The organism is Cytophagales bacterium, from assembly GCA_033344775.1.
Taxonomy (GTDB): domain Bacteria; phylum Bacteroidota; class Bacteroidia; order Cytophagales; family Cyclobacteriaceae; genus JAWPMT01.
In genome coordinates this window covers 1,385,873-1,406,088 of the sequence record JAWPMT010000005.1, presented here as the reverse complement: position 1 = coordinate 1,406,088, position 20,216 = coordinate 1,385,873, and the positions used below count along the sequence as shown (strand labels likewise).

General features: G+C 44.0%; 20 protein-coding genes. 12 read left to right on the top strand and 8 right to left on the bottom strand.

Features of this window, described 5'->3' with window-relative positions; genetic code table 11:
* The first annotated feature begins 30 nt into the window (after positions 1-30).
* The 3 genes from R8G66_23520 to R8G66_23510 all read left to right on the top strand — a co-directional run bounded on the left by R8G66_23520 (position 31) and on the right by R8G66_23510 (position 2,832).
* Positions 31-1,293, top strand: coding sequence for a hypothetical protein (locus R8G66_23520; protein MDW3195366.1), 1,263 nt, complete (start codon positions 31-33; stop codon positions 1,291-1,293).
* 76 nt (positions 1,294-1,369) lie between these two features.
* On the top strand, positions 1,370-2,059 hold the full coding sequence (locus R8G66_23515; GenBank protein ID MDW3195365.1) for a hypothetical protein: 690 nt from the start codon (positions 1,370-1,372) through the stop codon (positions 2,057-2,059).
* On the top strand, positions 2,056-2,832 hold the full coding sequence (locus tag R8G66_23510; protein MDW3195364.1) for a hypothetical protein: 777 nt from the start codon (positions 2,056-2,058) through the stop codon (positions 2,830-2,832). Before R8G66_23515 ends, R8G66_23510 begins: the two co-directional genes overlap by 4 nt.
* 460 nt (positions 2,833-3,292) lie before the next feature.
* Here the strand turns inward: R8G66_23510 and R8G66_23505 are convergent, their stop codons facing one another.
* Positions 3,293-3,607: a YbjQ family protein gene (locus R8G66_23505; protein MDW3195363.1), complete on the bottom strand. Its 315-nt coding sequence runs from the start codon at positions 3,605-3,607 to the stop codon at positions 3,293-3,295.
* Between the two features lie 94 nt (positions 3,608-3,701).
* On the opposite strand from R8G66_23505, the gene R8G66_23500 reads away from it, so the two are divergent.
* The 7 genes from R8G66_23500 to R8G66_23470 all read left to right on the top strand — a co-directional run bounded on the left by R8G66_23500 (position 3,702) and on the right by R8G66_23470 (position 10,964).
* On the top strand, positions 3,702-4,802 hold the full coding sequence (locus R8G66_23500; protein MDW3195362.1) for a hypothetical protein: 1,101 nt from the start codon (positions 3,702-3,704) through the stop codon (positions 4,800-4,802).
* Positions 4,803-5,011: 209 nt separating this feature from the next.
* Complete coding sequence (locus R8G66_23495) at positions 5,012-6,394, top strand: sodium-dependent transporter (protein ID MDW3195361.1); 1,383 nt, start codon at positions 5,012-5,014, stop codon at positions 6,392-6,394.
* Positions 6,395-6,558: 164 nt separating this feature from the next.
* Positions 6,559-7,029: a transcription elongation factor GreA gene (gene greA / locus R8G66_23490; protein MDW3195360.1), complete on the top strand. Its 471-nt coding sequence runs from the start codon at positions 6,559-6,561 to the stop codon at positions 7,027-7,029.
* 26 nt (positions 7,030-7,055) lie between these two features.
* Positions 7,056-7,457 carry an HIT family protein gene (locus tag R8G66_23485; GenBank protein ID MDW3195359.1) on the top strand — a complete coding sequence of 134 codons (402 nt, stop codon included), beginning with the start codon at positions 7,056-7,058 and terminating at the stop codon, positions 7,455-7,457.
* Positions 7,458-7,686: 229 nt separating this feature from the next.
* Entirely contained in the window at positions 7,687-8,682 is a 996-nt protein-coding gene (locus R8G66_23480; protein ID MDW3195358.1) for a LacI family DNA-binding transcriptional regulator, read from the top strand.
* 206 nt (positions 8,683-8,888) lie between these two features.
* Positions 8,889-9,779 (top strand): aldo/keto reductase, encoded by an 891-nt coding sequence (locus R8G66_23475; GenBank protein ID MDW3195357.1) that lies wholly within the window; start codon positions 8,889-8,891, stop codon positions 9,777-9,779.
* Positions 9,780-9,806: 27 nt separating this feature from the next.
* The gene (locus R8G66_23470; protein ID MDW3195356.1) at positions 9,807-10,964 is read left to right on the top strand and encodes an LLM class flavin-dependent oxidoreductase; all 1,158 of its coding nucleotides are present in this window, start codon (positions 9,807-9,809) and stop codon (positions 10,962-10,964) included.
* An 18-nt stretch (positions 10,965-10,982) separates the two neighbouring features.
* Here R8G66_23470 and R8G66_23465 read toward each other — a convergent pair whose 3' ends face one another.
* Positions 10,983-11,654, bottom strand: coding sequence for a DUF2461 domain-containing protein (locus tag R8G66_23465; protein ID MDW3195355.1), 672 nt, complete (start codon positions 11,652-11,654; stop codon positions 10,983-10,985).
* Positions 11,655-12,035: 381 nt separating this feature from the next.
* Here R8G66_23465 and R8G66_23460 point away from each other — a divergent pair, with 381 nt between their 5' ends.
* Entirely contained in the window at positions 12,036-12,524 is a 489-nt protein-coding gene (locus tag R8G66_23460) for a DUF3124 domain-containing protein (GenBank protein ID MDW3195354.1), read from the top strand.
* A 16-nt stretch (positions 12,525-12,540) separates the two neighbouring features.
* Here the strand turns inward: R8G66_23460 and R8G66_23455 are convergent, their stop codons facing one another.
* Genes R8G66_23455 through R8G66_23435 form a run of 5 tightly spaced genes read right to left on the bottom strand, consistent with a single transcriptional unit; the run spans position 12,541 to position 18,692 of the window.
* Entirely contained in the window at positions 12,541-13,371 is an 831-nt protein-coding gene (locus R8G66_23455) for an alpha/beta fold hydrolase (protein MDW3195353.1), read from the bottom strand.
* A 32-nt stretch (positions 13,372-13,403) separates the two neighbouring features.
* Entirely contained in the window at positions 13,404-13,754 is a 351-nt protein-coding gene (locus R8G66_23450; GenBank protein ID MDW3195352.1) for a hypothetical protein, read from the bottom strand.
* Complete coding sequence (locus tag R8G66_23445; GenBank protein ID MDW3195351.1) at positions 13,747-14,394, bottom strand: hypothetical protein; 648 nt, start codon at positions 14,392-14,394, stop codon at positions 13,747-13,749. The genes R8G66_23450 and R8G66_23445 overlap by 8 nt, the downstream gene beginning before the upstream one ends.
* A gap of 57 nt (positions 14,395-14,451) precedes the next feature.
* Positions 14,452-15,300 carry a ThuA domain-containing protein gene (locus tag R8G66_23440; protein MDW3195350.1) on the bottom strand — a complete coding sequence of 283 codons (849 nt, stop codon included), beginning with the start codon at positions 15,298-15,300 and terminating at the stop codon, positions 14,452-14,454.
* 2 nt (positions 15,301-15,302) lie between these two features.
* Complete coding sequence (locus tag R8G66_23435) at positions 15,303-18,692, bottom strand: ThuA domain-containing protein (protein MDW3195349.1); 3,390 nt, start codon at positions 18,690-18,692, stop codon at positions 15,303-15,305.
* 114 nt (positions 18,693-18,806) lie between these two features.
* Between R8G66_23435 and R8G66_23430 the strand changes: the two genes are divergently transcribed.
* A complete protein-coding gene (locus R8G66_23430; protein MDW3195348.1) occupies positions 18,807-19,571 on the top strand; it encodes an NUDIX domain-containing protein in 765 nt (254 codons plus the stop codon).
* Here the strand turns inward: R8G66_23430 and R8G66_23425 are convergent.
* The gene (locus tag R8G66_23425) at positions 19,568-20,200 is read right to left on the bottom strand and encodes a hypothetical protein (protein MDW3195347.1); all 633 of its coding nucleotides are present in this window, start codon (positions 20,198-20,200) and stop codon (positions 19,568-19,570) included. The genes R8G66_23430 and R8G66_23425 overlap by 4 nt on opposite strands.
* Positions 20,201-20,216: the final 16 nt, after the last annotated feature.

Genomic DNA, 20,216 nt, shown 5'->3' with positions numbered 1-20,216 from the left:
CGTTCTTCTCAATACTAAATACCTGCTTTTATGAAGACAATTAAACTGGCCTTTTTGGCCGTCATGGTCGTCCTTGTAGGATGTACCGACACTGCCGACGTAACCGTCACATACACCAAAGGAACCGCCATTTACGGTGATTTGGCTGCGATCCGAAGTACTCCTGTAGCTGAAGGCCCGCGTGGAGCCATCATTAATGCTGGAAAATTGTTTAGCAATGAGGAATTATTGCTGATCGGTGAAGAAGGTGAAGGAATTCACGTCTTCAATAATGCGAATACAGAGAATCCGGTTGCCATCGGGTTTTTGAATATTCCGGGTAACCGTGAGTTTTTCGTCAAAGACAATACTGTTTTTGCTGAGAGCTTCTATGACATGGTGAAAATTGACATCAGCGATGCGATGGCCCCGAGATTAGAGACTCGTCTTGAAAATGCGATCAGCTCCGAGTTGACCAATTTTGAGGGAGAGACGTTAATTGGTTTTGAATTTGAGAAAGTCACCGAAAAGGTGAATAAAGATGATGATATCTATGGTCAAATCATCAATTCAAGCGGACCACTTTACTACGATTACGAGCAAAACCTGATTCCGCCTTCAGCAGTTCCTACCTCTTTTGCTGGAAGCAGTAATTCAGCGATCGGTTCTATCAATAGAATCGCTGAGATGAACGGATATGTTTACGTGATTGGCAATACCCGATTGAGTGTTTACGACAATACGGGTAGCTTCCGTCAGATCTATTCTGAAACGATCGGGTGGCAAATGGAAACTGTATATCCTTTCCAGGATCGTCTATTCATCGGAACCCGAAATTCTGTAGACATTTTCAATGTTGAAAATCCTTCAAATCCTCAGCGTGAGTCAACCTTTACGCACATGACTTCTTGCGATCCTGTATTGCCTGTGGATGGTGATGTAGCTTATGCAACCCTTCGTACCGGAGATGATAATTTCTGCCCTGGAGATGATAATGCACTGATCGTCATGGATGTATCTGATTTGACGTTTGTGAACCAGTTACAGGAAATTGACATGGAAAGCCCATATGGCCTGACCATGATCGGCGATCGATTATACGTTGGTGAAGGCGCGAATGGCCTTAAGATCTTCGACGCTTCTGACCGACGAAACCTCCGATTGATCGAACATGATCGCAGCATTCAGGCGTATGATGTGTTGGCACATCCACAGTACACCAACATCGTACAGATTGCCGGACCTGAAGGTTTTAGTCAATACCTTATTCAAGGTGGAGATATACAGGAAGAGATCAGTAGAATAGCATTTTAATCCATTGGAACGATCAATATGGTTCGTTCTTCTGGTCACTTTTTCATTTGGGGTTTTCGGGCAAACCGAGCCCCAGGTGAAAAAGCCTGATACCAGAGTACAATTAAAGGATGGGTCAATTTTCCGCGGAACGAAAATTGATGAATCCGGGTATCACATTGAAATGATTATCGCCACCGGCGATACGGTGATCTTTGATAAAGATAAAATTGCTGGTATCTCAACATTTGATCCTGCCAATTCGATCTCCCTTAAAGGCGACCGATATCACAAAACCGACGGCTTTTTTGTTCATGTGAGTTATGCTTTTCGGTCTTATAATGCTGAAGTAACTAACAAAGGGGATATGACATTTGGAAAGCGGTTATCAGAAAAAGTGCAGCTAGGTTTTGGTTTGGGCATTACCCAATCAGATGCACTGGTGACTCAAAATACCTGGGTTTTCACCACGTTTGTTAATCCTTATGCTTACGGACGCTATTATGTCAATCAGAATAACTTGCGGCCTTATGTAGATACTAAGGCCGGATATGGCTTCTCTACCAGAGAAAGGAATCATAGTAGTGGTGTCTATCTTGAACCTGGGGTTGGCATACAGGCGGCCACCAGAAGCAAATTTAAATGGAATATGGGACTTTCTTTTTATTATCAGCCTACTGAAGGGCAGCGAACGGAAGGGGGTTTTGGTCCATTTAATACTCCAATAGAGATTGATTATCGCATCAGGTATTCAAGACTCTTATTAACCTTTGGCGTAGAGATATGAAAAGATACTTGGTTCAGGTCCTTATCGTACTGGTTATGATTTTGGTGATCTCCGAAGTTGATGCCCAAAGAATTAATCAGCCCTCAGAAGAGACTGTCGTTTATTATAAAGACGGGTCCATCTTCAAAGGGAAAGTGATCGATGAGGATCCGCTGCATTATGTCATGGTATTATCGACGCTTGATACAATCAACATCAACAAGGCCCTGATAGGACGTTTTTCTGATGCCCGAAGGATGAGCCTCTTTCGACGAGGAAAATTCCATTATAAGGATGGTATATACGTCTATATGACGGGTATGTTAGGAGGAGGAGCCAATGACACCTTTACCGGTATCACAGACCTGACCCTGGGGTATCGGACAAATCCTAACCAATCGATAGGTATCGGTGCAGGATTGGCCATCAGTGACATTATTTTGGCCAGCACCTGGATGACCCATGAATTTACCACGCTCTTTTTATACGGCAGACAATACCTGGGTAAGTCGAAAACACGATTCTATTTTGATTCAAGATTAGGATATGGATTTGCCCGTATGGCACAAGGTGGCTTTAGCGATGAACACAATGGTGGATTTCATTTCCAACCAGGAGTCGGATTGCATTTTGCTTCTAAATCAGGTTTGAAGTGGCACATCGGTTTGGCTCGTTTCGTTCAACGCACTTCGGGGCAAGACGTAACCACAGGGCCATTCAATCAACCGATCGAAACGGATTTTAAGCTCTGGTACAGTCGTACGGTGTTTAAGATCGGGATGGAGATTCGGTAACCCCTGTGTAGGCCTATCAGAGTCACTCGAAGAGGACCCTGATAAAAATGAAGATCTCTTTAAGCTTCCGAGTCTTCGAAGAATAATTCTAAGAGCAGATAAATTGGATTTTCGTCATTCCAGGAATTATTGACGTCCTGACTCTGATTGTATTTCATAGAATAATTGTACGGGATTCTGAAATTCCAGAATGAATACTCATCATTCTATCAGGCAAGCAGATTCCCCTATGATCGAAATTTGCTTAAGGAAACTGGGATAGAAACTATAAAGATCCCAGCCTTGTCCGGCTAGACAGGCAGGGATGACGCTTGTCTTACGCCTATTCAATTATCCCGCTTCTCGAAAGTTTCCTGATCCTTGATGTTTACCCTACGAATGATTAGGTAAACGAGTATACAAAAGCCGATAGCGAACAACATTCCGTATAAGATTAAGACAAAAAGTGAAAATCCGTCCATCAGGATAGTTTTACTGCAGTTCCGTAAGCTACAATTTCAGAAGTCCCTTGCATTACCATCGATGAAGTTAGTCGGACATTCACCACGGCATCTGCACCCAGTCTTCGAGCATCATCTTCCATGCGCTGCATGGCCTGTTCCCTCGAGTGAGCCAGGAGTTTGGTGTATTCTTCTATCTCTCCACCAACGATATTTTTCAGTCCTGCAAAAATATCTCTGCCAATATTTCTTGCTCGTACAGTGCTTCCTCTGGCAATTCCGATCACCTCGGTTATTGTTTTGTCAGGTAGTGTTTCAGTTGTAGTAATGATCATTTGTATGGTATTGGTTACTTATTGATACGCAAATTTTGGGTCTCAAGGTTTCCTTTCCTTCGAATTCCCCCTACCAGGCTATATTTATCAATTCATGACGATCGATCAGGAAATACTATGGTTTTATGGCTGGTGGCAACTGATTGTTTGCCTGTTTGCCTTCATGGGTTTGCTGGCCATTTGGTGGCATTTGGGCAAAAAGCAAGGCGACCTAGGACAAGTCTGGTTGGCCCTCTCGATTTTATGCTGGAGCCTGTCCGGAGCGACTGAAGTGATCTTCATTTCCTTTTTTCAAAACCCTGATCATGCCCCCTATTTGAATGGATTGAGGAGTGTTTTTTCCTTATCCAATAGTCTTTTTATTCTTCTGGGTTTACCCTGGTTCAGGTATTTGCCGGAACGGATTGCTCCTGTGATTAAAAGCAAGTCCTGGACCATCATCGTCTTGATTCCATTTGGTTTTTCTATCCTACCCACCATCAGCCGAGTCTTTTTTTCCAGAGAGATTGGCTTAATCTATGAGCCGGATATTTACTATGGGATTTTCACACTTTTTTTCCTGGGAGGAGTACTTTGGGAATCTTTTCAAAAACGCAGACTGAAATGGCTGGCCTGGTTATCGCTTACCTGTATTTTAACGACCTTACTGGCCCAGCTGCTGAAGCATCCTTCTTTCGAGATCAATCCCGCTTTGCTATCGGCTATCTTCAAAACCTTTCTGATCATGATCTTTTTTGCCCTGGCCTTGAGCTGGGTCAAGGAACTATCTGAGCATGTGATTCCAGCAGCGAAGTACCTACAATTACAACTGATTGAAGAGAAGCATCCCACTGGCAAAATGGAACATCGAGTGAAGTTTTTTGGTATTCCAAATACTCAGGCAGAGTTTCAGTTATCTCCAGCCTTATTTGAATTGCTCAGTAAGTTCATTCAAGCCTTTCACGATGGAGAAGGCTGGCTCGAAATCAAGCCCAAATCGGATGAACGAACGAACCGCTCCTACGATATTCAGGACCATAATCAGATCAAGCGATTGCTGGTAGGTATGCTGGATGGCCTTTATGGTAAGGGGCAATGGAATAAAGAGTTGCACGAACTTCCGTTGAGGCAAACATTGTTTGAAATGTCGGAAAAACGAGAACGAAAGATCAGATTGGCCATACCGGCTAAAAATGCGGTGATCATTTCCAATTAAAGACATAGACTTAGCTCAATCCCATGTTGGTCAGTAACTATTTCTACTGACAAGCCGCTATTTCCATTTCGACAAATCCCTGTTTCAGGCCTTCAGCGCTACAATTTGCTTGAAAATTTTTCAGACATGGTAGCATATGCAACTTATCGATCTCGGCATGAGATTTTGAGACTTATTAAAGACGAACCCTTAAAACATCACAGAAGATCATGAAAGCGAAAGATCAATTCAGTGGTTCATTGGGATTTGTAGTGGCAGCGGCTGGATCAGCAGTAGGACTCGGAAATATATGGGGATTCCCCTATGAAGTAGGACAAGGTGGAGGAGCACTTTTTGTGCTGGTCTATCTGTTTTTTTGTTTCACGTTGTGCCTTCCGGTCATGTTGGTAGAAATCGCCATTGGTAGAAAATCCGGGAGTAACCCGGTCCATGCTTTTAAGGTACTGGGTTTCCCGAAGTGGCGGTTCATTGGTTTTTTAGGACTCCTTTCTGGAGTAGTGATTCTCTCGTATTACAACGTGATTGCGGGCTGGGCTTTCGGTTACATCTTCGAGATGGTTCGTGGGAATTTCCAAATCACCCAATCATTTGACGAGTACACCGCGGACTATGTCAGAATTGGGCTCTATGGCTTATTGTTCATGAGCGTGACCTCCTTCTTCGTTTCCAGAGGAATTGCCAAAGGGATAGAGCGGGTAGCGAAAGTCTTGATGCCTGTACTTATCCTCATGATCATCGGAGTGGCTGCGTATGCATTGACACTGGAAGATGCGATGGCAGGATTGCAATTTTATTTATTGCCTAAGTTTTCGTCATTAGAAGGGAAAGTGATTTACAATGCCATGGGACAAGCTTTCTTTTCCCTTTCGCTTGGCATGGGTGCATTGATTACCTATGGGAGTTACGTCCGAAGCACAGATAACCTGCTGAAGTCTGCCTCATTGATCACATTGGCCGATGTTGGGATTGCACTATTGGCCGGCTTGATGATTTTTCCACTCATTGGTCATATGTCCGGTGGTACGATGGAGGGAGTGAGTCGTGGGCCAGAACTCATTTTCGTTACCATTCCAGCCATTTTTGGAACCATTGGTGGTGGGACTGGTCAGTTTGTAGGAACAGCTTTTTTTCTGCTCTTGTGTTTTGCGGCACTGACCAGCACCATTTCCTTGCTGGAAGTTCCTGTGTCTTACGTGACTCAGGCCACAAAGCTTAAGCGGGAGAAAGCCACCTGGCTGGTCGCATTTGTTGTTTTTCTCGTAGGAATTCCGTCCTTGCTGAGTCAGGGAGCCTCTGATTACTTTGGAGAATTCATTCAATATATGGGAGCAGAGCAAGCCACCAATTTTATGGACTTCATGCTCAATTTAGCAAACGATACTTTCCTGCCCCTGGGTGGTTGCTTGATGGTTTGCTTTGCAGTATTCGTTTGGAAAAAGCGTCATTTGGATGAGGAGCTCAGTAAAGGATATCCGGGATATCACGGATCATTTTATCAACGCTATCTGCATTTTTCCATGACTTACGTAATTCCGGTTTTGTTAGGAATACTGTGCATATACACGGTTTTATCCACATTTTTTGGGCTTTAGCCAACAAGATTCTGTGGGTACGAACCTCAGCTTCTGACGATAATAGTATTGGTGAAGCAGCCTGTTTTTGCTATATTTGTGTCCTCATATCAAGAGATATGATAATAAAACGGTCCCGAACGGGACCGTTATTTTTTGTTTTAAGGGATAGAAAGCATTTGAAAATGGCGTATAGTTATTACACGAAGGAGGGTTTGCAGAAGTTGAAAGACGAACTCCAGGATCTCAAGACACGCGGAAGGGCAGATATGGCGAAGCAGATCGCCGAGGCACGTGATAAAGGTGATTTAAGTGAAAACGCCGAATATGATGCGGCAAAGGATGCACAGGGCCTGATGGAATTGAAAATCTCCAAGTTGGAGAACCTGGTAGCCAATGCACGGATCATTGATGAATCCAGTCTGGATAATTCTAAAGTGGGCATTCTTTCGAATGTGACCATTAAGAACACCAAGAACGGTATGGAAGTAAAATATCTACTGGTGGCGGAAGAAGAAGCGGATCTCAAAGCCAATAAAATTTCTGTGAAATCGCCGATCGGTTCGGGATTGATTGGTAAAAAAGTTGGAGATAAAGCGGAGATCAAAGCGCCGGCAGGCATGTTGGAATTTGAGATCTTAGATATATCTTTCTGATCTAATACAAACCATCAAAGACGATCATGGCAAGCATCTTCACTAAGATCATCAATCGGGAAATTCCTGCACACATCGTTGCAGAGAATGACGAGTTTCTGGCTTTTTTAGATATAAATCCACTTGCTGAAGGCCACACTCTGGTCATTCCGAAAGTAGAAGTGGATTACCTCTTTGATCTGGATGATGAGGTTTTGTCTAAAATTATGGTCTTTTCGAAAGGTGTAGCCAAAGCAATCGAGTCGGTGATTGATTGTGAAAGAATAGGTGTGAGTGTGATCGGCCTGGAAGTGCCGCACGCTCATGTACACCTGATCCCCATGAATAGTATTGATGACATGAACTTTACTCGTTTGAAGTTGTCATTGTCCCCAGAGGAGTTGGCAGCCACTGCCAAACAGATCAACGAAACTTACAAAAAAGGTTAATCCCTCCTGATTTCAGTGGATTTGTCTTTCTTCCAGTTTGGAAAGTAAGCCATTCTTAATGGTTTTTAGTTTCTGAAATCAACATTTCTGAAGGTGGTTTCCTGTGCTGCCGATTACTGGTAGAAAGGACTTGAAGAGTAAAATACTACCGAATATTTGTTGATGTCCTGTAATTAAACGTTACCACGTTGCTTTTGGAAATCCTTGTATTTTAGCCGCATCTATTTCTATGGCTAATATTAAAGACATTGCCAAAAAGGCTGGGCTTTCCGTTGCTACGGTCTCCAGGGTATTCAATAATAGCCCTTTGGTAAAACCTAAAACAAGGAATAAAGTCCTCAAGGTGGCCAAAGAGATGGATTATCAACACAACATTGTTGCTGCGGCCTTAAGAAGTGGGAAGAGCAAGATCATTGGCGTCGTTGTTCCTGAGATCGGCAATACCTTTTTTGCGGCGATCATCAATGGGATTGAGAAGAAGTTGAAATGTCGGGGTTATAACCTGATCATCGCCCAGTCACATGAATCTGCTGAAAGTCAAAACGATGTGCTTTCTTCATTTCAAAGATTGAATGTAGATGGTGTCTTGATGTCGGTCGCTAAAGAAAAGGGTGATTTTGGTCAGACCAGGAAAATGATTGATCGCAAGATCCCATTCGTATTCTTTGATCGGATGCCAGAGGGCCTGGATCAGATCAATTCAGTGCTATTGGATGACCACAAAGGAGCTTTTATGGCCACACAACACCTGATAGATAAAAGATGTAGGCAGCTTGTTCACATCGCAGGCCATTCAAGCGTTCCTATCTTTAATGCCCGTAAGAAAGGGTTTGAAGAGGCTGTAAGTCAGCAATCCGGAGTATTCGGGCAGTCGATCGAGTTCAACGAGGACATGTCCACCAACAAAATACTGATCGAGCAACTATTTGAACAGTATCCTGACATAGATGGATTCTTTGCTCATGGAGATGTGCATGCACTTTATTTACTCGATGTTTTAAAGCAACTGGATGTTCGTGTGCCGGACCAAGTGAAAGTGATCGGTTTCGGAAACGCGGACTTTTCAGCTCATGTAACTCCTCGTTTATCTACGATTGATCAAAATTGTGATCAAATGGGGCAGTTGGCTGCCGAGACACTGCTCAATCAAATAGAGGCAGAGGAGGTTATTTGCGCACAGCAAGTATTACTTCCCAGGATGATTCTGCGTAATTCTACCGAGTGATTGTTCTAAACCTTCAGGTTCAATTCATGAACTCTTCTTGCCTAAGACTCAATGCTACTTTAATCTGGTCATAGACCAGTTCATTCTTTTTATTCAGGAATTAGTGAATGGAAGAAATCGGCTTCTTATTGTGTGGATATGTAAACGTTTACATGGTGAATAAATTCATTATGTTTACTCCAGAATTGTAAGAGAGTATTGTTCATATGAGTATTTCAAAAGCATCCGTTTCGCCGTTTATAATTGGTGCCATGCGTATCGGTAAATGGGGACAACAATTTACGACGGGTCAGATGGAAGCTTTCATTAAGGATTGCCTGGAGCTTGATTTGAAAGATTTTGATCACGCAGATATTTATGGTGATTATACCACCGAGGGAGATTTCGGTAAGGTATTGCAGCAACAACCTCATTTGAGAGAGCAGATGCGGTTGATCACCAAATGCGGGATCAAAATGGTGGCCCCAAATCGACCCGATCATCAATTTAAGTCATATGATTCCAGTGCGAACCATATTCGGTTGTCAGTAGAAAACTCACTAAAGTATTTACAAACAGATTATCTGGACCTTTTGCTACTACACCGACCTGATTATTTATTGGACCCGGAAGAAGTAGCGGAGGTTTTTACCCAGTTGAAGCAAGAAGGAAAAGTACTCAGTTTTGGCGTTTCCAACTTTTCCGTTTCTCAGTTCAATTTACTGAACGATTATTTTTCTTTGGCCACCAATCAAGTGGAAATCTCCATTCAAAACCGGCTGGCTTTTGACAATGGCGTTCTTGATCAGTGTATCTCCAAGAAAATAATCCCTATGGCCTGGTCACCACTTGGTGGCGGCGCGTTATTCCAGGAGCCGGTCAACGATCAGATCAAAGCACTACAAGACATGACAAAAGCCCTGGCCACAAAGTACAATGCGCAGATGGATCAAGTCCTCCTTGCCTGGTTAAAGAAGCATCCATCGGGCATAATTCCCGTTTTAGGGACCTCAAAAATTGATCGGATCAAGGCGGCAAAAGATGCCCAGAGGATTCAACTCACGCACGAGGAATGGTATAGCTTGTGGCAAGCAGCAACTGGAGAAGAAATAGCATAAAGTAATTACAAGTATAGTTTAAAAGGCATGAGTTCAAACGGTATACAAATCCGATCTGAATCACTAGACGCAGCTGAAGTTTCCTGGTTTGCTCCAATATGCGATGGCGATGATCGCTACCTGGGTGAGCGCAGCATGGATTTTAAAAGTAATTGGAAAAATACGTCAGAGATCCTCCTTACTGCGGACAAAGCAGGTTTTCGAAACATCCTCTGCCCGTCATCTTATCAGGTAGGGCAGGATACCTTGACGTTTGCATCGGCTGTGGCGCCATTGACAGAGCAAATTAATCTATTAGCGGCCATCCGATGTGGAGAGGTGCATCCACCCATGTTGGCAAGGGCGATTGCCACGTTAGATCATATCCTGGAAGGGCGATTGACCATCAATATCATTTCTTCCAATTTACCGGGAACGGATCTTTCTTCTGAAGATCGTTATGAACGATCCAGAGAAGTGATCCAGATCCTAAAGCAGGCCTGGACGCAAGAAGAGATCAATTTCAAAGGACAGTTTTACGATATTAAGCTACCTACCAATCCCGTAAAGCCCTACCAAAAAGGAGGACCGTTACTTTATTTTGGAGGGTATTCGCCACCTGCGGTAGACCTTTGCGCAGAGCATTGTGATGTTTACCTGATGTGGCCGGAAACGGAGGAAAACCTTCAGGGGCTGATGCGAAACATGAGCGAGAAAGCGGCAGGTTATGGTCGAAAGGTCGATTTTGGTTTGAGGATACATGTAGTAGTTCGTGAAACAGAAGAAGAGGCAAAAGCCTACGCAGACAGTATCATCTCAAAACTGGACATTGAGCAAGGCGAAGAATTGCGCAACCGTGCACTGGATGCCAAATCCTACGGAGTAAGCAGACAAGCCGAAATGCGTAAAATCGCTAAAGATGATGGGTATATTGAAGATAATGTCTGGACCGGTATCGGAAAAGGAAGGTCCGGCTGTGGCGCGGCATTAGTCGGTACCCCTGATCAGATCATCGCCAAAATAAATAGGTACATGGACATGGGGATTCGTTCGTTCATCTTTTCGGGCTATCCGCACAAGCAGGAGTGTGAGCTTTTTGCGAAGCATGTATTACCTCATTTGAAAACTATTTCTATGCCGGTAGAACAAGGTAGGGTAGATGGTGCAATACCCAATACGCCACTTGGAGGTGGGGTGAGAGTATAGCTTCCGACCAAAGGAGAATTACCGATCAAGCAACGAAATCCCATTCAAATCTGTGGTAAGGATCTCACTCATTGCATCGAAGAAAGGTCGGTAGGCTTTGAAGCCGTCACTGATCAATTGAGCGGCTTGATCACTTTGCACTTCCTTGTCCGTAAATGACTTTCTGAAAAGGAATTGCTTATATCGCAAAAGGTCAATGTTGGGATCTTCTTTGCTGAATCCTTTTGGTGCACTCTTTACCTGGTCGCCTTCCATGTTGCCCAGGTTTTTTGAGGTAGCTGCAATTGCTTCTCGCAGAAATTCAGCATCCTGGCTGATGTGTTTACGGATGTGCAGCAAGTCTTGCGGATTAGGTCCGAAAAACCCACCTGCGATGTAGTTGTTACCTGGCTTCAATTGCAAATAGTATCCACCTCTGAGGTCTGCTCCCAATCGCTTGAAACTGATGTTCCAGCTGGTTTTGTAAGGTGTTTTGTCTTTTGAAAAACGAACGTCCTTATAGATCCTGAAAATTTTAGTCTTCGCCGTTTCCAGTGTGTCATGGGTTAGCATGGCCTCCTCCAGTTGCTTTACATATGTCTTGACTTCAGTTTGAGCCTCCTGAAACGTGGACTTGTTGGCGTTGAACCATTCACGGTTGTTGTTGTCTTTGATTTCGTTGAGGAAAGCGAATGTGGTTTGTAATGACATGGTAGGTATGGTTGAACTATTGATCTATCTTATTTCAATGCTACTTGACGAGAATGACTACCTTCTTAAAATTTTTGGATTACTAATCCCCCTTGAAAGGAGGTACCTGAGGCGTGGGATTTGATGTCCAAATGTGAAATAGATGATGTTTCATCAAGGATATTGGAATTAACAGTAAAATAGGAAATTCGGTTTCTTCATTTCTTTACTGAAGCATGGTAATGTGATTCTTATTCGAAAAAGTTATGATCATGATAAGAAAATATGATTCTTATTTTCTTCATTTTGGTCGCCTATAGCAAGGTCTTTGCGGTTTAATGATGAATTAACCATTCATTCAAAAACATGCGTTTTATTTCCATTCTTGGCACTGTTTTAATCATGAGCCTGGTATCATGTCAAACGAACAATCCCAATCTTAATGAGAAGGGGCAGGATGAACTATCGGCCAGAAAAATAGATACCCCCATTCAGCAATCGGAAGTAGAATTTGATGGAACCTACTATGTTCCTATTTACTCAGACATTTATGTGGGGGATAATATCCCAAAGGAGCTTTTGGCGGCCACGTTGAGCCTAAGGAATACCAGTTTTACGGATACGCTGTTCATCTCTAAGATTGATTATTACAATACCGATGGACAACTGGTTAAATCTTTCGTAGATCAGCAAATTGCGATATCACCCATGGCAACGGTCAATTATGTGATTGATAGGGACGATGATACTGGAGGTTCCGGCGCCCACTTTGTGGTCGACATTCATGCTCGTTCGCCGGAAGTGAAACCCCTGGTACAGGCGATCATGGTCGGAGAATATAGTAACAAAGCATTTGCCTTTGAGTCGGACGGTTACCTTATACCTAAATAGAAAATGAGAGGATGTACTATGCGTTGAGGAAGGCTTTGATTTCTACACTCAATTCTTCAGATACATCTTCCTGTAAAAAGTGCCCGGCATTGGGATAAGACTTTACAATCGCCTGGGGTAGGTCTTTTTTGGCTCGAGTCATGGTTTTGGCTACATCGGGCAGGATTTTGTCTTTTTCTCCGTACAAGATCAGTACTGGACCTTTGAAATTCGGTAAAGTTTTGGCGATCTCACCATAGGCCTGCATGCTTAGGCGTTGCACGGTTTTGATCAATAACAACCGTTCTTTTTTTCCTAGAAAAGGTTCCTGATAATTTCTAATGATCTCATCGTTCAATTTTTCCTTTTGAAACACACCAAAGTGCATGGATCTCTTGATTCCCCAGGGACTGATGAGCGCCGTTTTGATTCCAGGTGCAATGGTCGCGAAGGCAAACAGTTTGACCATGAAAGAGAACTTAGGATAGATCAGGGTATTGAACAAGATCAGTCGTTCTACTTTCTCCATGTGGTGGGTCATCCAGTATAGTCCAATCGGGCCACCCATATCGTGAACACCTAGTGTTACTTTATCCAACTTAAGATTTTCAAGGAATCCATTAAGGATACGTGTATGATAACGGAAACTGTAGGAGTCTTCTAGTTTTTTATCGGACTTTCCAAAGCCAGGCAGATCCATTGCGATCACCTGATGGTTTTCAGAGACTTGTTCAATGATTTCCCGATACAGATAAGAAGAAGTTGGCCAGCCGTGGAGTAGTAAAAGTGCAGTACCACTACCTGCCGTTCTGTAGTGAATATTGACGCCTTTTACTTCTGTGAACGCACTGGTGATTGAGGTGCTCATTGATCAAACTTATTGTATATGTCATTAGAATCCTACTGCTTGCCGCGTTCCTTTCGGTAGAAAATGACCATGGCAATCATAGAAAACAAGGCGGAAAGCAACCAAACATATTGAATGTAAGACTTTCCTGAAGTATGCAGGTCATAGGCTACCATCAGGCAGATGATCACATTCATCAGGAAGATCATCAGGTGACCCTTAAATTGTTGGAGATCATTTCTGGTGCGAACAAACATGATCAGGTTAATGATTCCTGCCAGCCCTTGGACCGTGGCATGTATGAACTTGGCTTCATCAATCAGGCTATATGCTCCCAGTAGAAAAAGTATCCCATTGAGGATAAATAAGAATCGGGCTCCTTTTTTTGACTTAGGCTCAGTCACTTTGTATTTGTTTTTCCTCGAAACCGTAAGCCAGGAACAATGCCCCGATCTCATTGAGTGCATTTTGACTAAGGTCCGGCAGTTCGATTGAATTGATGATGGTAATGGATTCCGAACATTCAAAGCAGAGCTCGATGAATCCCTTCATTTGTTTGTCAGGATTGAAAATGGCGATGGCATGTCTAGGATTGTAGCAAAAGCTGTAGTCTTCTTTTTTGTCGCTAGTGAATAATGCCGGAAGCAGTTTCTTTATGTCTTCTACTTCCAAAGTTTTGGCCATTCCAAACCGATCAGCATCAATTAGGACTGAATCAAGGTAGGGACGATGTTCCATTTGTAGGCTGTCTCCCGTGTAAGATGAAAGGACAGTCGTTTCGTAACAACGTTCTTCTCCTTCCTGAACCTGACAATCAGGAAGTAGACTCATTAAGACTACACTTTCCATCTGATTGTCAGCAAATGTCCCGGCCTTTTTTAGTGTTTCTTGGGGAAGAAAGGAAGGGAAGTTTACGTCAAACTTTTCTGATGAAAAAGAAGGTTCATTAATTGGAGGTGATGCAGCTATTGACTCAGTATTGGTAGTTTTCTTGGGACTACACGCCACTACGATCAAAAACGTAATCCAGATCAGTTTCATCATTCTCAGTGAGTAAGTAAAAACTTCTATCAATGAGAAAGTTAGTGGATTATCCAATCATTACTGCTCAATCACATTTTTAAGCATTTGTAAAAAAGGTTCTTGAGACCAAACTGCACCCGCATGTCCGAGAGACGTGTAGTAGGCCTGTCCTCCTTTTACGTTTCTTGACCATGCTACCGGATGTTCTTTTCCCATGCCAAAATCTTTGTCTTTGATCCAAAGCATGTTCCCATTTGGGTCGATGGATGTGCCATCAATACTGTACAATATCTCAGCTCCCTTTTCTGCTGGGCTATCATAGAAAACATACCATTCTTCGGTGTGTCTCCAACGTTTTGGAAGACGTCTGGTAAGCCTGGCATGTCCAGTTGGGGCCAAACGCATTTCTGCTTCTTGAAATTGCGGGTCCAGCGAATGATGGGAGAATTCTGCCCCGATCAACTCATCGACATACCAGTCCCAGGGGTGAGAGAAATCTCCGGCCCCATGAATGCCAAGGAAGACTCCACCTTGTTCTACATAAGCTTGCATGGCTTGTCTTTGCTCCATATTAAAGACCTTGCCTGTGACATTGTTGAAAATTACTATATCAAACTTTGGTAGTTGATCAGCATTGAAGACGCCTCCTGCTTCGGTTTCATGTAGGAACCAATTGTTCTCAACGGCCATCTGTTGCAAGGCTGCTTTTCCAGCTTCAATGGATTCACCATGTCGGAATCCGGTTGTTTTTGAGAAAAGTAGAACGCTCCTGGTGGATGCTGCTGGAATATTTAGGGTGGGTTGATCTGTTTCGTAACTCACAGGGAACCCATTTTTCACTTTGTAAAAGAAGCCCCACATCAATCCGGCAAGGATGATAATCAGGCTGAGCATTGAGATCAGGACGATTTTTAAAACCTTTTTCATGATCACTTTCTTTGTTGAAATTCCAGGGTGGCAAACCCTGCAAAAGCCTTAGATAGATCTTTGCAATTGACTTTGAAATACAAGTCATGAATTCCATCCACTGCATCCAGGGAAATGGTTAATTCCTCCGCTCCAATGTCGGTTAGCCCTACTTCAAAATCGGCCCTACTGATCACTGGTCCATCTACCTGATCGATGCTTACTTCCAGCGAGCCTCCTGAGAAATAGGTGGGGGCTACAGCCAAAGTGAGTTTGATGCTACCAACACCCGTGAGGTCTATGTCTTCATATTTGAAGAAGCCTTCATGGCTTGGAATGACTAGCGTGAATTCTTCTTCCACGGCATCCCAAACTTCTTTGGTGACCAGAAAAGTCATGACTTTCTTCTTTTCGGTGAAGTTCGAAGCTTGTATCAATGGATACCTCAAGGAAATCACATCGGTGGCGGTCAATGCTTCTGCCCCTTTGGCCCCACGATCCGTATACGACGCTGTGAAAATGTACGTGCCTTCTGTTTCTTTGGCACCGTGCTGATCCAGAGCATAAGTTCCCTGATGCGGGAGCCCACTCGATACGAAATCTTCATTGAGCGAAAGGATGAATTTGATCATCTTTTCGGCATCTCTTTCGCTCAACTGGGGATGTGGTGCCATCATCAGGTCTCCCCATTGTCCGGAGCCTCCATTGATCACCGTTTGGGCCAAAGTCTTAATCACGGCATCTCCTTCACTGGCATATCGGTTGGCGATTTCAGTAAGGCTAGGGCCTACCGATTGATTGACACTGTGATGACAAGCCTGACAGTCAGATCCTTCCAGTAGTGACTTTCCCACTACATGGGCAGAAGCTTCCTGATTGGCCTGATGTCCTTGAACGATGGTGGTCACATCGTAACCTTGTGCCAAATAGTCTGCAGTGAAGGTTACCTCATTTGGATCAATTCCATCATTGATTTGGCCGTCTTCGGTATCCGATACCGTCACTTCATAGTTCAGTTTGCCGTTGTTCCAGTAAAAGGAACGATTGCCAGTGAAGTTGATCCTCACATTGGGTAGATCATTCCCTACTTTGATGTCAATTTGATCCGAAGATTGTTCGCCGGAAGGATCGGTCACCTGAAGTGAAACGGAATAGTCTCCCGGTTCATCAAATTGAAAGCCAGGATTTACATCCGAGGAGAATTGTCCATTACCAAAGTCCCAGACATAGGTGAGCTCATCTCCATCAAAATCCAGTGATCCGTCGCCCTGGAATTGTATATTCAAAGGTGCTTTGCCAATGGTTTGGCTTGCGGATACTTTTGCAACAGGTACGCGATTGGCAGAAGAGTAAGCCAGGTGAATCAATCGTGCATCCATGTTTTGCGTGAACCAATTAGTACCGTATTCCAAGGCGTACAAGTCACCTGATGGCCCACTGATCAAATCCATCAGGTTGTTGAATTTAGTGTTGGGTAAGAAGCGTTCCATACGCTCCATGTCTCCATTATCATCGAAAGTCACAGCCATGATCCAGCCACGCATCCAATCGTAGGTGAATAACTTTCCGTCATAGTAGGAGGGATACCGGTTTTCTGATACGGGGAATAAGTCTTCGTAAAATACAGGTCCGGCCATGGCATTTCGTCCCCCTTCTCCTGTAAGAGGGAAATCCTCTGAAACCGAGTACGGGTAATAGATCATGGCTGGTTGAGCGGGGGGAAGTTGTTGGGCTCCGGTGTTATTGGGAGAGCTGTTTTCGGGCTTGGCAGGATCGAATAGGGGGCCACTCGTTGCGTTGGGATAGTCATAATCGTGATAAGGGAAGTTCGCCGCGATGAAATAAGGCCAGCCAAAGTTTCCGGCAGCCCTGGCCTGATTGACTTCATCGTATCCTCTGGATCCAAACCCGGTGCTGTCCATTCCAGCATCAGGCCCAACATCACCCCAATAAAGATTGCCGTTTTTCTGATCGATGGCAATGCGGAAAGGGTTTCGGACACCCATTACATAGATCTCTGGCTTACCTTCTGTTTCATCTGAAAATAAATTGCCATCCGGGATGGTATAGGTGCCATCGCTCTGAGGAAGAATTCGTAAGATCTTGCCTCTCAAGTCTTGTGTGTTCCCAGAGGTACGTTGCGCATCCCAGTTTTTTCTACCTTCTCCTTCATCAATTGGGCCATAGCCGGTGGCGCGAGGACTTGTATTGTCTCCCAGTGCTATGAACAAGTGACCCTCAGGACCAAATTCGAGGGAACCGGCGGAGTGACAACATTCTTCTCGCTGTGTGGGAATAGTCAAAAGGATTTGCTCCGAATCAAGATCAAGAGATTCATTGACGAAAGAAAACCGGGAAACCCGTTGGATGCTTTCGTTCCCTTCTGGTGAATAAAAGAGGTAAATCCACTTGTTTTCGGAGTAGTTCGGGTCTAATGCCAACCCGAGGAGTCCGTCCTCCAATTCACTGAATACAGGTAAGGTGGTGATAAGTTTTGTGGTTTGCTCGTCGGCTTTATATAGTTTGATAGCACCTTTTCGCTCAATGAACAGTAAGTCCTCATTTGGTAGTACTTCGAGTTCCATTGGCTCATCCAGATTCGAATCCAGCACCACTTTTTGGAACCTGTTTTCTTCGGGAGCCACGCTGGCATTGTCATAATTTACAGGAACGCCAGGGCCAGCAGCATATTCAATACCTCCCAGTAACAACGTTAGAAAATCCTGATCTTCGAAAGATTCGGGCGTGTGGCCTAGTCCGGTATACCATGAACGCCCACCATCAAAATCGCGATACCAGGTGATAGGGTGTTCCTCGCCATTGGTCCCGCCCTTATAGGAGGATTCGTCGAGGTTGAGCAATACATTGATCTCAGGTTGAATCTCCTTGTAGTTGTACCATTCGTCGGTGCGTGCCCAAACATCCGGTAAATGACTGGTTGAAATATGATTTTTGTCGACTAATTGAATCTCCGCGTCCCGTACATTGGGATCATTAGGATGGCTTTCAAAATAAGCTCCGACCAATTCTCCATACCACGGCCAATCATATTCTGTATCCGCGGCGGCATGTATCCCCACATATCCGCCCCCTGCCTGAACCCAGCGGTTCATCTCCAATTGTTGTGCGTCATTGAGTACATCACCTGTGGTGTTGAGAAAAATTAGCACGTTATAGTTGGCCAGGTTTTCTTCCGTGAGCTGATCTGCGCGCTCCGTGGTATCCACAAAAAAACCATGCATTTCTCCTAAGGCAAGAATGGCCTTCTTTCCGGCAGCAATGGATTCGTGCCTAAAGGAGGTCGTTTTTGAAAAGACCAGTACTTTGATTTCCCGTGTATCACGTGTGAAATAGAAGTATGCTACTGTCAGAATGGCCACAAGGATGAGCAGGATTTTATATCGCTTTTTCATGGAGATCAGGTTTGCTCAAAGAAATTTATTTGAGTCATTATGACTCAAATATAAAATTATTTGCGATATAGTTTGTATAATCGAGCCTGAAACGGTCTGAGACCTCATCATTTCATGATTGAAAAGCTGAAAGAACATTTTAAATCCATTCCCAAGGATGCCATTCCTCAGCTTTCCGTCAATTGTGTAATTTTTGGATTTAAAGACAAGCAACTGCAGGTCATTGTCAATGAAATTGAGGTGGAGTCGGAAAAAATCACCGTCTTACCAGGTGGGTTTATCAAACAATCCGAAGACTTGACAGAGACAGTTGAACGGGTTGTTCTGGAGAGTACTGGGTTGAGTGACATCCTCTTCCGACAATTTGCTGTGTTCGGAAAAGCCGACCGGTCTTTTGCAGCAGAATTCAATAAAGCATCTTGGTTGGAACAAGAAAAAGAATTGATCGAGTGGGTTTCCGGGCGTTTCATCAGTATTTGTTACCTGGCATTGGTAGACGCCTCAAATATCGACCTGAAACCAACCCAGTTTTTGGAAGCTGCTTCCTGGCTTCCGGTGAATAGCGGGGAGATTTTGGCGATGGACCATTCCGAGATCCTGGATAATGCCAGAGATTACCTGATCCGATCTTTACCACATGAGCCCATCGAGTCTAATTTGTTGACCCATGAATTCACTTTGCCTGAACTCCACGCACTGGTAGAAGCCATTTTGAACCGTTCGATTGACCGACCTAATTTTAGAAGAAAGATTCTGAAGTCTGACCGGATCGAAAAAGTAGGGGTAGATGCTACGGGTAAACGCCGGCCAGCTGATCTCTACCGCTTTAAGGAGGGTAATAATACGAATGTGATTCAAGCCTTTCGCTTGGGCTTTTAATTTGCTTTTTTCTTGTTGTACCAGATCGTGTAGCCTAGGTTGAGGCCCAGAAAATCTCGAAATTCCGTTCCCACAAAGCTGTAGGAAGCAGAAACGTCCCATCGACCCAGGATGTAACCAATATTAGGACCCACACCAAAATTGGTCACGTTCTTTCGCGCATCTCTCCAGTTGCCAGGCTCTCGGGAAGTGATGATGTAGCGTTGATGGCTGAGCATTGCGACATGCGCTCCTATGTATCCCTGAATCAGTTTGTCCTTTTTGTCGAATCTTGGTTGGCCCAAAAGTAACTGTGCTTTTAAGTAGCTGTTGAGGATATAATTGGCTCCTTCTCTGCAGGAAGTAAATCCTGGGAAACGTCTGTGTTCTTCTGTACAACCACCTGGGAAAACTGCTACCCCATAAGCAAGGGCCGTAGGCTCAAATCTGAAACTAAACCTTAGGTCTTCCGTGGGATGGTAGTTCGCTTCAAAAAATACGCCAATGCCGGTCGTGGTGTTGAATTCCTGGTCGGATTGATTGTATGCTAACCCTGTTTGAATGCTGATGTTCCTGGGGTTTTCCTGGGCATAGCAATCCAGACACATTATAAAAGTGACAAGAAAGAAAGCAATAATCTTGTATTTCATGGCAGGCAGGTTCGAT

What these genes read in the sequence shown, in the direction of transcription:
- R8G66_23520 (MDW3195366.1), top strand. Translation starts at nt 31, where the DNA reads ATGAAGACAATTAAACTGGCCTTTTTGGCCGTCATGGTCGTCCTTGTA.
- R8G66_23510 (MDW3195364.1), top strand. Translation starts at nt 2,056, where the DNA reads ATGAAAAGATACTTGGTTCAGGTCCTTATCGTACTGGTTATGATTTTG.
- R8G66_23505 (MDW3195363.1), bottom strand. Translation starts at nt 3,607, where the DNA reads ATGATCATTACTACAACTGAAACACTACCTGACAAAACAATAACCGAG.
- R8G66_23500 (MDW3195362.1), top strand. Translation starts at nt 3,702, where the DNA reads ATGACGATCGATCAGGAAATACTATGGTTTTATGGCTGGTGGCAACTG.
- R8G66_23495 (MDW3195361.1), top strand. Translation starts at nt 5,012, where the DNA reads ATGAAAGCGAAAGATCAATTCAGTGGTTCATTGGGATTTGTAGTGGCA.
- greA (MDW3195360.1), top strand. Translation starts at nt 6,559, where the DNA reads ATGGCGTATAGTTATTACACGAAGGAGGGTTTGCAGAAGTTGAAAGAC.
- R8G66_23485 (MDW3195359.1), top strand. Translation starts at nt 7,056, where the DNA reads ATGGCAAGCATCTTCACTAAGATCATCAATCGGGAAATTCCTGCACAC.
- R8G66_23480 (MDW3195358.1), top strand. Translation starts at nt 7,687, where the DNA reads ATGGCTAATATTAAAGACATTGCCAAAAAGGCTGGGCTTTCCGTTGCT.
- R8G66_23475 (MDW3195357.1), top strand. Translation starts at nt 8,889, where the DNA reads ATGAGTATTTCAAAAGCATCCGTTTCGCCGTTTATAATTGGTGCCATG.
- R8G66_23470 (MDW3195356.1), top strand. Translation starts at nt 9,807, where the DNA reads ATGAGTTCAAACGGTATACAAATCCGATCTGAATCACTAGACGCAGCT.
- R8G66_23465 (MDW3195355.1), bottom strand. Translation starts at nt 11,654, where the DNA reads ATGTCATTACAAACCACATTCGCTTTCCTCAACGAAATCAAAGACAAC.
- R8G66_23460 (MDW3195354.1), top strand. Translation starts at nt 12,036, where the DNA reads ATGAGCCTGGTATCATGTCAAACGAACAATCCCAATCTTAATGAGAAG.
- R8G66_23455 (MDW3195353.1), bottom strand. Translation starts at nt 13,371, where the DNA reads ATGAGCACCTCAATCACCAGTGCGTTCACAGAAGTAAAAGGCGTCAAT.
- R8G66_23445 (MDW3195351.1), bottom strand. Translation starts at nt 14,394, where the DNA reads ATGATGAAACTGATCTGGATTACGTTTTTGATCGTAGTGGCGTGTAGT.
- R8G66_23440 (MDW3195350.1), bottom strand. Translation starts at nt 15,300, where the DNA reads ATGAAAAAGGTTTTAAAAATCGTCCTGATCTCAATGCTCAGCCTGATT.
- R8G66_23435 (MDW3195349.1), bottom strand. Translation starts at nt 18,692, where the DNA reads ATGAAAAAGCGATATAAAATCCTGCTCATCCTTGTGGCCATTCTGACA.
- R8G66_23430 (MDW3195348.1), top strand. Translation starts at nt 18,807, where the DNA reads ATGATTGAAAAGCTGAAAGAACATTTTAAATCCATTCCCAAGGATGCC.
- R8G66_23425 (MDW3195347.1), bottom strand. Translation starts at nt 20,200, where the DNA reads ATGAAATACAAGATTATTGCTTTCTTTCTTGTCACTTTTATAATGTGT.